The 13618-nt window shown below is 62.9% G+C and carries 12 protein-coding genes; 3 read left to right on the top strand and 9 right to left on the bottom strand.

The features are described from left to right. The first annotated feature begins 36 nt into the window (after positions 1 to 36). Entirely contained in the window at positions 37 to 879 is an 843-nt protein-coding gene (locus ASH00_RS00465; RefSeq protein ID WP_082565809.1) for an HAD family hydrolase, read from the top strand. A 48-nt stretch (positions 880 to 927) separates the two neighbouring features. Here ASH00_RS00465 and ASH00_RS16260 read toward each other — a convergent pair whose 3' ends face one another. From ASH00_RS16260 to ASH00_RS00445, 5 genes are all read right to left on the bottom strand, one after another. After that, positions 928 to 1026 carry a 30S ribosomal protein bS22 gene (locus tag ASH00_RS16260; RefSeq protein ID WP_003792170.1) on the bottom strand — a complete coding sequence of 33 codons (99 nt, stop codon included), beginning with the start codon at positions 1024 to 1026 and terminating at the stop codon, positions 928 to 930. Between the two features lie 197 nt (positions 1027 to 1223). After that, the gene (locus ASH00_RS00460; protein ID WP_056543520.1) at positions 1224 to 1436 is read right to left on the bottom strand and encodes a helix-turn-helix domain-containing protein; all 213 of its coding nucleotides are present in this window, start codon (positions 1434 to 1436) and stop codon (positions 1224 to 1226) included. A gap of 154 nt (positions 1437 to 1590) precedes the next feature. Then, positions 1591 to 2670, bottom strand: coding sequence for a 3-deoxy-7-phosphoheptulonate synthase (locus ASH00_RS00455; protein WP_056543517.1), 1080 nt, complete (start codon positions 2668 to 2670; stop codon positions 1591 to 1593). Between the two features lie 286 nt (positions 2671 to 2956). Further along, on the bottom strand, positions 2957 to 3406 hold the full coding sequence (locus ASH00_RS00450) for an ArsR/SmtB family transcription factor (RefSeq protein ID WP_056543514.1): 450 nt from the start codon (positions 3404 to 3406) through the stop codon (positions 2957 to 2959). Positions 3407 to 3517: 111 nt separating this feature from the next. Beyond that, a complete protein-coding gene (locus tag ASH00_RS00445) occupies positions 3518 to 4666 on the bottom strand; it encodes an acetoin utilization protein AcuC (RefSeq protein ID WP_056546417.1) in 1149 nt (382 codons plus the stop codon). Between the two features lie 158 nt (positions 4667 to 4824). On the opposite strand from ASH00_RS00445, the gene ASH00_RS00440 reads away from it, so the two are divergent. Both ASH00_RS00440 and ASH00_RS00435 read left to right on the top strand, forming a co-directional pair. Further along, positions 4825 to 6237, top strand: coding sequence for a TrkH family potassium uptake protein (locus tag ASH00_RS00440; protein ID WP_056543511.1), 1413 nt, complete (start codon positions 4825 to 4827; stop codon positions 6235 to 6237). Beyond that, the gene (locus tag ASH00_RS00435; protein WP_056543507.1) at positions 6230 to 6898 is read left to right on the top strand and encodes a potassium channel family protein; all 669 of its coding nucleotides are present in this window, start codon (positions 6230 to 6232) and stop codon (positions 6896 to 6898) included. The genes ASH00_RS00440 and ASH00_RS00435 overlap by 8 nt, the downstream gene beginning before the upstream one ends. Positions 6899 to 6934: 36 nt before the next feature. On the opposite strand, the gene proC is transcribed toward ASH00_RS00435, so the two are convergent. The 4 genes from proC to ASH00_RS00415 all read right to left on the bottom strand — a co-directional run bounded on the left by proC (position 6935) and on the right by ASH00_RS00415 (position 13572). Then, the gene (gene proC, locus ASH00_RS00430) at positions 6935 to 7768 is read right to left on the bottom strand and encodes a pyrroline-5-carboxylate reductase (protein WP_157359027.1); all 834 of its coding nucleotides are present in this window, start codon (positions 7766 to 7768) and stop codon (positions 6935 to 6937) included. A gap of 248 nt (positions 7769 to 8016) precedes the next feature. Further along, positions 8017 to 9003 (bottom strand): Ppx/GppA phosphatase family protein, encoded by a 987-nt coding sequence (locus ASH00_RS00425; RefSeq protein WP_056543501.1) that lies wholly within the window; start codon positions 9001 to 9003, stop codon positions 8017 to 8019. 68 nt (positions 9004 to 9071) lie between these two features. Then, positions 9072 to 11831, bottom strand: a complete 2760-nt coding sequence (gene topA, locus ASH00_RS00420) for a type I DNA topoisomerase (RefSeq protein ID WP_056543499.1) — start codon at positions 11829 to 11831, stop codon at positions 9072 to 9074. A 112-nt stretch (positions 11832 to 11943) separates the two neighbouring features. After that, on the bottom strand, positions 11944 to 13572 hold the full coding sequence (locus ASH00_RS00415) for a DUF7059 domain-containing protein (protein ID WP_056543496.1): 1629 nt from the start codon (positions 13570 to 13572) through the stop codon (positions 11944 to 11946). Positions 13573 to 13618 lie beyond the last annotated feature (46 nt).

Below are 13618 nucleotides of genomic sequence, written 5' to 3'. Positions count from 1 at the left end.
ACACGCTGAACGCCAACCAGTGATTAGACTCGTGCTATGTCCGCAGCCAGCCTCCGACCCGCAGTCGAGCCCGGGTCTTCCACGGAGACTGTGCCTGCCGAATCTTCTCCGCTGGGCGGGCCGGCCGGGGAAGCAGCATTTTTCGACGTCGACAACACGATGATGCGCGGCGCCAGTCTCTTCCATGTGGCGCGCAAGATGTACCAGCGGCGGGCTTTCACGCTCCGTTTTGCCGCAGGGCTGGCCTGGAAACAGCTGCGCTTCGTGATGCGCGGCGAGAACATGACCGACATCCATGCTGTCCGTGACGCCGCTCTTGCCTTCGCTATCGGCATTGCGCATGAAGATGTGCTGGCCCTTGGCGAAGAAGTCTACGACGAGATGATCGCATCGAAGATCTGGCCGGGAGCGCGCGCCCTCGCGGAACAGCACCTCCGCAACGGGCGCCGCGTCTGGTTGGTGACGGGCACCCCTGTCGAAGTGGCCAGCGTGATCGCCAACCGGCTGGGGCTCACGGGTGCACTTGGCACTGTGGGAGAGGTCTCTGAGGGCTTCTACACAGGCAAGCTCGTGGGTGAGTTCCTCCATGGGCCGGCAAAGGCCACGGCCGTCAATGAACTTGCCGGGAAAGAGGGCCTGGACCTGTCCCGTTGCTGGGCGTACAGCGATTCCTACAACGATGTTCCGCTGCTCAGCATTGTTGGCCATCCGGTCGCTATCAACCCCGACCATCGCCTTCGTAAGCACGCCCGTGACTCCAACTGGCCGATTTATGATTTTCGAAGCGGCCGCCGTGCGGCAACGTTGGGGCTCAAGGCAGCAACGGGAGCCGGTGCCATCTACGGCCTGTGGCGCGGCTTCACTCGCATGAGGGGCTAGTCCTTAAATGCAAAACCGGTCCGCCTCACTGGCGGACCGGATGCGATGCTACTTCTTGTTGCGGCGCTGGTGGCGGGTCTTGCGAAGCAGTTTGCGGTGCTTCTTCTTCGCCATCCGCTTGCGGCGCTTCTTGATTACTGAACCCATAGAGTCCTCACAAACTATTCATTCCGGTTCCGGACAACCTCTACCGCATGAACTGCGGCAGGGACGCTCGAATCTGACAAAAGACGCACATCGCGGTGACGTACATCATGCGGCCGCACATACGACCGTCTACGCAAAACGCTTCTTAACAGAGTACCCGCTCAGACCGGCCTTCCTGACCGGCACCATCCGCGACCCTAGCCTGTACCCGACTCACCCTCCACGGATGCCGAACGCAGATACTGTTGCACAGCGGATTCGGGCACTCGGTAGGAACGCCCGAACTGGACCGCCGGCATGTCCCCTGAGTGCACCAGCCGGTATACGGTCATCTTCGATACCCGCATCACTTCGGCAACTTCCGCAACTGTCAGGAAGCGCACGTCGGAGAAGTTGCTGCCGCTCGCCATCTCACCACTGTCCTTTTCTCTGGAGCTAACCCTGAGATGGGCGCCCACCGCACTTGATGGAACGCCGGACGGCGTGTCGCCTTGAGACCTGAGGATTATCCGTCTAGGGAGATACTCTAGTGGTTCCTGTGACCAAAGTGAAAGCACGCCAAGGTCACGAAACGCCACCCTGACGACGACGGCGCGAACCTCTCGCGAGATCGCCGAGCACCGATGCCGTAACACCCCAGCCCATGCAGGCGTCGGTCACGCTCTGGCCGTAGGCAAGTCTGCCTGCAGCTGTCACATCAAGTCTCTGCGCGCCCTCTACGAGGAAACTTTCCAGCATGACGCCGGCTATGGTCCCGGAACCGGATACTGCATCCGCAAGTTCCCGGGCGACGTCCGCCTGCCGCCGATGGTCCTTGCCACTATTCGCATGGCTGGCATCCACGATAAGGCGCTGGTTCTGACCTGCCGCAGCAAGCGCGGCAGAGGCGTGCGCAATGTGGGCAGGGCTGTAGTTCGGGCCGACGGATCCGCCGCGAAGGATCAAATGGGTGTCCGGGTTTCCGGTGGTCGAGACGAGGGCTGCGCGTCCGCCCTCATCGACCCCCAGGAAAGTCTGCGGCGCACCTGCGGCAGCGCAGGCGTCGAGTGCCACCCTGATGCCGCCGTCGGTTCCGTTCTTGAACCCCACGGGCATGGACAGGCCGGAGGACAACTGGCGGTGGATCTGGCTCTCGGTGGTCCGGGCGCCGATTGCACCCCAGCTGATCAGGTCTGCAATGTATTGGGGACTGATCGGCTCGAGGAACTCGGTGCCAAGTGGCAGCCCCAGGGCGGCAACCTCCAGAAGGAACCTACGGGCGGTTCGCAGGCCGGCGGCAATATCGTGGCTCCCATCCAGGTGCGGATCATTGATCAACCCTTTCCAGCCCACCGTGGTGCGGGGCTTCTCGAAGTATGCCCGCATAACCACCAGCAAATCGTCGCGGTGCATCTGCGCGGCGTCCGCCAGCATGCGCGCGTACTCGATACCGGCGTCGGGGTCATGGATTGAGCAGGGACCGACGATAACGAGCAGGCGATCATCCACTCCATTGAGTACTGCCCGGATTTCTTCGCGCGAGCGGCGGATTGATGCTGCAACCTCGGAAGTGACAGGAAGTTCAGCGACAACTGCGGCTGGCGTGGGTAGCGGATCAATGCTACGGACATTGAGATTGGAAGAGGCTGGAGTGAGGGTTTTCATGGTCCCGGCTTTCGAAGGTGGTCCTTCGGCGGGGCTGTCCTGCAGAACCCGCCGTGGAAACGACGAAGGGCAGGAAACGTGTCCTGCCCTGTTGGCTCTGAAGGTGTTGGTCAGCGTGTCAGGCCGCGGGCTCCTCCAGAGCCAACGCAAAATACGCATACCAACGGGTTGTCATGAAACGAGGTTAGACGGCGCCATCTGAATTGTGAACTTTGGTGTCGGTATGTGACAGCGGTGGGCTAAGCGCTCACCCACCCAGCCGGTGGGCATGGAGCACGCACGGCGGCTACTCCTTGCGGCGGCGCAGCTTCGGAAGCTGGGACAGAAGGTCGGCGGCGCGTTCGGCAGCCCTGCCGACGGTACGCCCGAACGGTTGAGCGCCATCGATGGGAGCAACGCCCGACCCTACTGAGACCAGCGCGTCGAGTTCCGGTTCCAGGACGGCTGACGGGAGAGAGGAGTTGACCTTCTGAGCGGGCAACTGGAACTCGGCAAGCCAGGAGGCGACGGTAAGCAATGGCTCCGGTTCGAGTGAATAAAAGCGCTTCTGGCCCTGTGCCCGCATGGTGACAAGCCCTGCTTCCCGCAGAACTTTGAGGTGCTTCGAAACCGTGGGCTGGCTTACTTCAAGCTCAAGCACCAACTCACCCACCGCTTTGTCCCCGTCCCGCAATGAGCCCAGAATCTGGCGGCGGGTGGCTTCGGCGATGACCCCGAACACATCATCCATGACCATCCCATTACCATATCCGTATATGTCGAAAGCGGCATCCCTCGGTTTCCCACACGGGTTGCTGGAAGCAGCCGTGCGTTAGCCAACACCATCGAGAGGGTCAGTCGAATCAGGTCAATCGAACCAGGGATCCAGTCCGTGCAGCGGAAATACGGCTTTGCGTGTTGCCATGATCGACCGGTCCAAATTCTCGTTTGGGTCAAACCCGGCTTCCCACGACTGCCACCAGGTGTCAGAGCCATCACCCATTACGGAAGGTGCTTCCCGACCAAAGCGCTCGGCGACATACGTCCGCCACGGGGCGGGCACCGGCGTCGTCAGTGTGATGTCGGCACCGGCTGCCACCGCCGTAAGGAGGGTCCACGAACGCGGCACCACCGAGGTGATGTTGTACCCGCCGCCACCGGTCGCGATCCAACGGCCGTCGCAGTGCTGCGAGGCGAGATCGCGAACCGCTACCGCTGCGGCATGCTGGGCATCAACGGTGATGCGCAGGTTGGTGAGGGGATCGTCCACGTGACCGTCGCAACCATGCTGACTGACGATCACCTCAGGCGCGAATGCGGCGGCCAGCTGCGGCACAACGGCATGGAACGCCCGCAGGAATCCGGAATCCCCGGTGGTAGTGGGCAGCGCGACATTGACCGCGTACCCGGAAGCCGACGCACCACCGATCTCATTTGGGAATCCGGTTCCCGGAAAAAGGCTCATGCCGGTCTCGTGAAGCGAGATGGTCATGACGCGTTTGTCATCCCAGAAAATCTCCTGGGTCCCATCTCCGTGATGAGCATCGACGTCGATATAGAGCACGCGTTTCACACCGGCATCGAGCAGGCGTTGGACCGCTGCAGCGGCATCGTTATAAATGCAGAACCCGCTTGCCCGTGCCCGGCCGGCGTGATGCATTCCCCCGCCGAAGTTCACGGCATGCTGAACGGTGCCGGACAGGACTGCATCAACTGCAGCAAGAGAACCGCCAACCAATCGGGCACTGGCGGAATGCATTCCGGCGAAGGCAGGAGTGTCGTCAGTTCCGAACCCTGATGTGCCATCGCAGACCTCGGGATCCTCGTCCGCTGCCTTGACGGCTTGCACATACGAGGCGTCATGGACCGTCCGTAGACTGGCTTCATCGGCCACATCCGGAACCTCCACGGAAACCTGCGGAAGGTCGAACAAACCCAGTTCGCGAATGAGTCGGGCAGTCAGCTCAAGCCGCTGCGGATTCATGGGGTGATGGGCACCGAAGTTGTACGCGAGCATGGATTCGTCCCACACCACTCTCGTTGCAACGGCGGGAACGGAGCTACTGGCCACTCAAGCAGGCTACGCGATCCGGACCCGTCCTGCCCACGGCGCAGGAGTGGAAGTGATTTACTACTCGAAGGACTCAGCAGGAGAAACGGAGCGGATCAGCAAGCATGGCACGAACACACCCCTCCTGGTTAGGAGGGGAAGACCAGGTTCATCTGCAGCTGCTTGGCAGGGCGCGCGACTTCATCGACAGCGTAGTAAACAGTTCACCGGCACGCGTTGCGCTGTTGGTCTTTGCCCTGGTTGTCCTCATTTTCACCGGATTACTAAGCCTCCCGTTCGCCAGCAGCACCGGCGAAGTCACTCCGCTGCACGACGCCATGTTCACAGCGGTCTCCGCAGTGTGCGTAGTGGGACTGACTGTGGTGTCCACGGCAGCCCACTGGTCGTTCTTCGGTCAGCTGATCATCCTCATCGGCATCTTCGTCGGCGGGCTTGGAACCCTCACCCTCGCCTCGCTCCTGGCACTGGTGGTCAGCAAGCGGCTCGGCGTCCGCGGCAAGTTACTGGCGCAATCCGCGCTGAACAACGCCAGCCGTCTCGGTGAAGTGGGCACACTGCTGCGAATCGTCATCACCACCTCCGTCTTGGTGGAACTGGTGCTTGCGCTGGCCCTGATCCCGCGCTTCATAATCCTCGGCGAACCGTTCTGGCTAGCAGTCTGGCACGGATTCTTCTACGCCATCTCGGCTTTCAACAACGCCGGATTCACTCCGCACTCAGACGGTCTGGTGCCCTACGAAACCGATCTCTGGATCCTCATTCCGCTGATGATCGGTGTGTTCGTCGGAAGCCTCGGATTCCCGGTCATCCTCATCCTCGTCCAGTTCCGCCACCACGTCCGGAAGTGGAGCCTGCACACCAAGCTCACCATCAACGTGTCCCTCATCCTCGTGTTCGCCGGGATGGTGCTGTGGGGGCTGATGGAATGGTCCAATAGCCGAACCATCGGCGACCTGAGCGGCAGCGACAAGGTGATCAACGCGCTCTTTGCCTCGATTATGACCCGCTCCGGCGGCTTCAACCTGGTCGATCAGGGACAGCTGGAGCCGACAACGATGCTCCTGACTGACGCCCTCATGTTTGCCGGAGGCGGGTCGGCCTCCACGGCTGGCGGCATCAAGGTCACAACCATCGCCGTCATGTTCCTCGCCATCCTCGCCGAAGCCCGCGGCGACTCGGACGTCAGCGCTTACGGACGGAAGATTCCGCAGGGCGCCATGAGGGTGGCCATCTCTGTCATCTTCACCGGCGCAACGATCGTGCTCATCGGCACGGGCCTGATCCTGTGGATCTCCGGAGAGGAGCTGAACCGGGTCCTCTTCGAGGTCATTTCCGCTTTCGCAACCTGCGGGCTCAGCACCAACCTCAGCGCCGAACTTCCACCGGAAGGAAAGTACGTGCTCTCGGCCCTCATGTTCGCCGGACGCCTCGGAACGATTACCGTTGCTTCTGCGCTTGCCCTGCGGCAGCGCAGCACGCTCTACCACTACCCCGAAGAGAGGCCGATCATTGGCTGACAGACCAGCACACAATGCGCCCGTACTCGTGATCGGGCTGGGACGATTCGGCTCAGCCACGGCGGAACAGCTGGTGAAGCAGGGCCGTGAGGTCCTTGCGATCGAGAAGGACCAGCAACTGGTTCAGAAGTGGTCGGGCACACTAACCCACGTGGTGGAGGCCGACGCCACCAATATCGACGCGCTTCGCCAGCTCGGCGCACAGGAGTTTCCAGCCGCCGTCGTCGGTGTGGGAACCTCCATTGAGGCAAGCGTCCTCATCACCGCCAATCTGGTGGACCTCAATATTGACAACCTCTGGGTCAAGGCCATCACACCCTCACACGGCAAGATCCTGAAGCGTATCGGCGCCAATCACGTGATCTACCCCGAAGCCGACGCCGGGCAGCGGGCCGCTCACCTCGTGGGCGGAAGGATGCTCGACTTCATCGAGTTCGACGACGGCTTTGCCATCGTGAAGATGTACCCGCCGAAAGAAACGCAGGGCTTCACCCTTGGCGAGTCGGCCGTGCGCTCAAAGTACGGGATCACTGTGGTCGGTGTGAAGTCACCCGGTGAGGACTTCACCTACGCCCGGCCGGAAACTAAAGTGACCAGCCGCGACATGCTGATTGTCTCGGGACATGTGGACCTCCTCGAGCGCTTCGCCGCCCGCCCCTGAGACCCTGCCTACCGCCCGTCCGCTACCGCTGAACGATCAACCGCCGAGTTCACGGGTGATGGCAGCGGCACGCTCAGCTGCCGCACGGGCTCCTGCAGCCACGATATCCGGCAGGCCCTGCTCATCGAAGGTGGCAATCGCGCGCTCCGTTGTTCCGTTCGGGCTGGTCACTGCCGTGCGTAGTGCCGTTGCGTCAGCACCCTCCTCCGCAAGCATGAATCCGGCACCGGCCACGGTCTCGGTAGCGAGCAGCTTCGCGAGTTCCTCATCGAGGCCGAGCTTGACCCCGGCTGCTGCCATTGCCTCCGCAAGGTAGAACGCGTACGCCGGCCCGGAGCCGCTCACCGCAGAAAGGGCATCGACCTGCTCTTCCGGGATTTCGACGACGGTGCCCGCGGCTCCCAGGACGGTGCGCGCCTGCTCCATGAGCTCGGGCGTCGCGCTGGTGCCGGCGGAAATGGACAGCACGCCGCGGCCAAGACTCGACGGCGTGTTGGGCATGCTCCTGATGACCGGCTGGCCCTCCGGCAAAGCCGCCTCAAGCATGGCGAGGGAGATAGCAGCGGCAACACTGATCACCACCGTGCCCGGCTTCAGCGCCGGTGAAATCTCCCGGGCCAGGTCGAGGATGCCAACTGGCTTCACCCCCAGCAGTACGACGTCGGCCTTGGCCGCCGCTGTGCGGTTGGCATCCGGGTCCTTCACTGATGACAGAACGGACACGCCGTTCCTTCGGGAGAGATCAGCCGCTTTCTCAGCATTTCGTACAGTGGCGGTCACCTGCGCCGGAGAAAGCCCGGCGGCCAGCAGGCCCGCCAGGATTGCGCCATTCATGGAGCCGCAGCCTAGAAAGGAAATGTGCTGTGGGATGTTGATAGCCATCGGCCCATCGTGTCATGAGGAAGTGATTCCCAGCATCCTCACAGCCTGCATGCGGCTCAATATCCAGAAATAGCAGTACAGTCGTTATTACCTCATAAAGGTGCGAGTGATGAGACCGGGCTCTCCCTGGCTCGGTCTGTGCCGGTGAGCCGCAGCAGTGTTTCCCCCAATCACGCTGCGGCTCACCGGCACACTTTTTTTGCTCACTCGACCGGCCCGCGTTACCGTACTTGCGCTCAACGGGTCCCCAAACGCACATGGCCAACCCCAACAGAGGGCATGGGTTCATCCGCTTCAAACATGAGAGTGTCGAAGCGGCGGAGGATCAGGCCTTCCCTCAGCGCCCAGGGGCAGATATCCATCTCGGACACATTGAAGATTTCAAACGCTGCCTCAGCCACAAGCGCACCGGCAAGAACCTGTCGGGCCCGCAGCTCGGACACCCCGTCCAGGTTTGTCCGCTCCGCCGCTGACATTGCTTCCAGACGCTTCGCCCACAGTGCAAGATCCTGTAGACGCAGGGTACGGCGAACAAAAGGTCCGGCCGCCGACGGCGCAGCCCCGGCGATGCGGGCCAGGGATCGAAAGGTTTTCGACGTCCCGGCAACCAGATGCGGTGTACCGAGACGGGCGAAGCTGGCCGCCGGTTCCTTGAGGGTCTGCCGGATGTGCCTGCGCAGATTTTTGACATCGAGGGGCGCAGGCGGGTCCCCGGGCAGCCACTCACGTGTTAGGCGCCCCGCACCAAGTGGGACCGAGCGGGCAACTTCAGGAAGTTCGTCGCGGCCCATCGCCATTTCAAATGAACCACCGCCGATGTCCAGGTTGAGGAGCGCCCCAGTGCTCCAGCCATACCAGCGCCGCACCGCCTGGAAGGTCATGGCCGCTTCCTGGTCACCGGAAAGCTCCTGCAGGACCACGGAGGTCTCCGCCTCAACGCGACGAAGCACGTCCTCGCCGTTCCCCGACTCGCGGATGGCCGAGGTGCAGAACGCGAGAAAATCCTCTGCGCGATGATCGGTTGCAAACGCACGAGCCTCGCGAATGAAACCGACCAGTTCCGCTTGCCCTTCGTCGCTGATCCGTCCCTCTGCATCGAGGTAGCTCACCAACTGGAGCGGGCGTTTGTGGGATGCATAGGGCACAGGCCGCGCCCCCGGATGCGCATCCACGAGGAGTAGATGCACTGTATTGGACCCGATATCGAGGACGCCTAGCCGCATACCCCCATTATGTCGCGCGCCGGTTCCGCCGGCTCAACCGTCAGCCGAGCCGGCGTCGGAGATTGGAACTACTTGCGTGCGGTAGCCTTGCGCTTCGCGGGTGCGCGGCCGCCGGACTTGCGCGGCGCCGGTCCCTTTGCCCGCTTCTCTGCCAGCAACGCCACAGCAGTTTCCCGGGTCAGCTCCTCGATGGCAGTGGACCTAGGCACGGTGATGTTCGTGACGCCGTCCGTAATGTACGGGCCGAACCGGCCTTCCTTGACGACAATGGGCTTCTCCGACACGGGATCATCGCCGAATTCGGCCAGCGGCGGCGTCGCAGTGCGCCCGCCGCGCTGCTTCGGCTGGGAGTAGATTTCAAGCGCCTGCTCCAGCGTGATCGTGAAGATTTCCTCTTCCGAACCGATCGACCGGGAGTCCGAGCCCTTTTTCAGATAGGGCCCGAAGCGCCCGTTCTGAACGGTGACCTCATGATCTTCAGCATCCTTACCGAGGACGCGGGGAAGATTCATCAGCTTCAGCGCTTCCTCAAGGGTGACCGTCTCAACGGTCATCGACTTGAAGAGCGATCCGGTCCGCGGCTTTACCTTGACGGGCTTCTTGGGTGGCTTGGGCTTGCCGTTCTTGTAGTATTCCACCGGCTGGTTGGCCAGGTCCTCGGCAGTTGGCTCGGGAATGAGCTCGATGACGTAGGGGCCGTAGCGGCCGTCACGCGCCACGATGGTGCGCCCGGTTTCGGGGTCCGTGCCAAGGACGCGTTCCTCGGACGCTGGAGTGTTCATCAGCTCAACGGCCTTCTCCGCCGTCAGCTCATCCGGAGCGAGGTCCTCGGGCACGTTGGCGCGCTGCGGCTCGGTGCCCTCGGGCGCATCAGCGGGCAGTGGCTTCTCCAGGTACGGGCCGAACTTGCCCACGCGCAGGATGATGCCCTCGGCAATTTCGACCGAGTTGATGCGGCGTGCATCGATTTCCCCGAGGTCGTTCACGATCGTGCTTAGCCCGGTGTCCTTGCGGTCCCCGTAGTAGAAGGAGTTGAGCCACTGGACGCGGCTCTCCTCGCCACGCGCGATGCGGTCGAGGTCTTCCTCCAGTGCAGCAGTGAAGTCGTAATCCACATAGTCGTGGAAGTGCTCCTCGAGCAGGCGGACCACGGAGAACGCTATCCAGCTCGGCACCAACGCCTGTCCGCGCGTTCGGACGTATCCGCGGTCCATGATGGTGGAAATTGTTGCCGCATAGGTGGAAGGTCTGCCGATACCGCGTTCCTCCATCAATTTCACCAGCGACGCTTCCGTGTAGCGCGGCGGCGGGGAGGTTTCGTGACCGATAGGCTGGATAGCTTCGGCGCCGAGGGCATCCCCCGTGGTGAGGTTCGGCAACCGGCCGCCCTGTCCGGACTGATCGGTCCCGCCTGTTGCGTCATCCTCGTCCCGCGAAGCGTCCCTGCCCTCCTCATAGGCAGCCATGAAGCCGCGGAAGGTGATGACGGTACCGGAGGCCGAGAATTCCGCGTCCTTGCCATCGGGCGTATGGGCCCCCAGGCGCACCGACGCCGTCGAACCCTTTGCATCCGCCATCTGGGAAGCGACGGTGCGCTTCCAGATCAGCTCATAGAGTTTGAACTCGTCACCGTGCAGTTCCTTGGCCACCTGGGCGGGTGTGCGGAAGGAGTCACCGGCCGGACGGATGGCCTCGTGCGCTTCCTGCGCACTCTTGGACTTCCCCTTGTAGACGCGGCGAGCATCAGGTACGAACTCTGGACCGTAAAGCTCCGAGGCCTGCCGTCGCGCGGCGTTGATCGCCTGATCGCTCAGCGCCGCAGAGTCCGTACGCATGTAGGTGATGTAACCGTTCTCGTACAGGCGCTGGGCAACCTGCATGGTGACCCGTGAGGAGTAGCGAAGCTTGCGTGCGGCTTCCTGCTGCAGCGTCGAGGTGGTGAAGGGCGCGGCGGGGCGGCGCGTGTACGGCTTGGTGTCAACCGAGCGAACCTCGAATGCGGCCTGCTCAAGCCCTTCGGCAAGGGCGCTAGCGGCTGCCTCGTTCAACACAGTGACGTTCTGCGACTTCAGTTGACCGAGGTCACTGAAGTCCTTGCCTGTGGCAACCCGGGTGCCGTCCACGGAGATGAGTTTCGCGCTGAAGGACTCGCCCTTCGAAGTGTCTTCCGGCGAGAACGTACCCGTGAGATCCCAGTACGACGCCGCACGGAATGCCATACGCTCACGTTCACGCTCGACCACCAGACGGGTGACTACCGATTGAACGCGCCCAGCAGACAAGCCGCGCGCGACCTTGCGCCACAGCACCGGGGAGATTTCATAGCCATAGAGCCGGTCAAGAATTCGACGCGTTTCCTGGGCATCAACCATTGGAATGTCGAGATCGCGCAGCTCCTCCATGGCACGCTGGATTGCCTCACGCGTGATTTCCGGAAAGGTGAGCCGGTACACGGGGACCTTCGGCTTCAGTACCTCGAGCAGGTGCCAGGCGATAGCCTCGCCTTCCCTGTCACCGTCAGTTGCGAGGTACAGCTCGGTGGCGTCCTTCAGAGCCGCCTTCAACTCGGCGACGCGCTTCTTCTTGTCTGCCGATACTACGTAGTACGGCTCGAAGTCCTTCTCGAGGTCCACCGCAAACTTGCCGAGCGAGCTCTTCTTCAGCTCCGCGGGCAGGTCCGATGGTTGGGGCAAATCCCGGATGTGTCCCATCGATGCGGCGACTTCGAAGCCCTCGCCGAGGTAGCCGGCGATCGTCTTGACCTTGGTTGGAGACTCGACGATGACGAGCTTCTTGCCGGGCTTTTTGTCCGTTGCCTTAGCTGGCACTTCACTCCTCGATACAGGTGCTTCTTAACAGCAGAACAGCCGCTCATTCTGAGCTCAATATTCGAATTGGTGGGCGTCCTGCCCTTCTCAGTATGCGGTACGCCTACCTGCACTAGGGTAACGGCTTGGCTGGAGACACCGGTTCGGGAACGAGGAAGCCGTCCGCAACCAGGTTGCGCACCTCGTCCAGCAGTGCAGCAGCGAAGGCGTCGTCGTCGCGGTCCAACAGCGCCGCAAGGGCGCCGATGATCTGGCCGGCGGTGAGGTCGCCGTCGCACGCTGACACGAAACCGGCCAGCTCCGTGCTGAGCAGCGTGGTGCGTCTGAAGCCCGCACCCTGCCGCAGCAGGATCACGCCGGGATGCTCAGCGCCCGGACGCTGGTGCCGCTCTTCCGTGACGTCCCCGGCGACGAGCAGGTGCTCGTCGGCCAGGTCGCGGCAGTTTCCGAGCCAGTCATGCCGCTCAACCGCTGCGACGAGATGCGGTCCGATGGGCTGTTCGAGCTCGTAAGTGATTTCCTCGAACCGGCGCAGCGTCGCCGGTCCTCCGGCGTTCCGCAGCCACACCATGCCAAAGCCGATGTGCTCGACGGAACGGGAGGCGAAGTCGGCGAGGTAGTCGCTGAAGCGGTCGGCGAAGCGGGTCGGGTTCCGGTTCTCGGCAGCATCGCGCAGCCACGTCTCGGCGTAATGGGTGGGCGTGAGCTGTTCCCGCTGGACAATCCAGGCGTCTGCGGTTTCCGGCAGCCATCCCGCTAACCGGCCCTGCCAGGTGAAACCGTCCGGGATCTCCCAGTTTCCAAGGAGCTGCGCGGATCCGCCCGGGATCAGAACAGCTGGAAGGTCGCGGATCAGGGAGGAGACGATGTCGTCACCAGCGCGGCCGCCGTCCCGGTAAGTGAATTGCTCATCCGTGGTTTCGCCGGAGTGGCGCGGCGTGATGACAAACGGCGGGTTGGACACCACCTGGTCGAACGTCTCGCCGCGCACCGGCTCCAGCAGACTACCCCGCCGAAGCGAAACCCGGGCCTCCAAATTTTCCGGATCGATCCCCAGTGCCGCGGCGTTCAGCAGCAGGTTGAATCGCGTGACTGCGAGCGCGCGTTCCGAGACGTCAGTCGCCGTGACGTGCTCCGCGTGCGCCAGGAGGTGGAACGTCTGAATTCCACAGCCGGTGCCGAGGTCCAGCGCGCGTTCGACCGGCGCGCGTGCCGCGAACTGGGCGAGCGTCAGCGATGCCCTACCGATCCCGAGCACATGGTGGGTCCGCAGGACCCCGGGCCGGACGTGGGAGCCGAGGTCCGAGGCTACCCAGATTCCGCCTCCGGTATCTGACGAGTAGGGGCGCAGGTCGATCAGGGCGCGGAGACCGCCGTCGTACTCTTCAACCAGTCCCAGCGAGCGCAGCCCGTCCGCACCAATTGACGGAAGTGCGCCGTCCAGGACGGCCGTGGGCAGCGCCTCGCCGAGCAGGAAAACCAGTACGACGGCGGCAAGCCGGCTTTCTGTGCTGTCCGGTCTTCCAGCGCTGTCCTCCCCTTCGCTGCGCTGGGCGGCGCGTGCGGCCAGGAGAGCGGGCACCGTTTGGTCCCGCTCCAGCGCGGCGTAGGCATCAGTGCCCACAAGGTCTGCCACGCCGTCGACGGTGTAGTGCGCGGCTGTCAGGTCCGCTGCGAGACTGTTCAGCAGACTCTGGTCATCGCTGCGCGGGCTCTGAGGTACTGCGGCAATGATTGACACGGAGCAAGCCTATTGGGCCGGAGCCTTCCATGCTGTTTACTGAGCG

Source organism: Arthrobacter sp. Soil782, assembly GCF_001428435.1.
GTDB lineage: Bacteria > Actinomycetota > Actinomycetes > Actinomycetales > Micrococcaceae > Arthrobacter_D > Arthrobacter_D parietis.
This window is presented reverse-complemented; position numbering and strand designations above follow the sequence as displayed.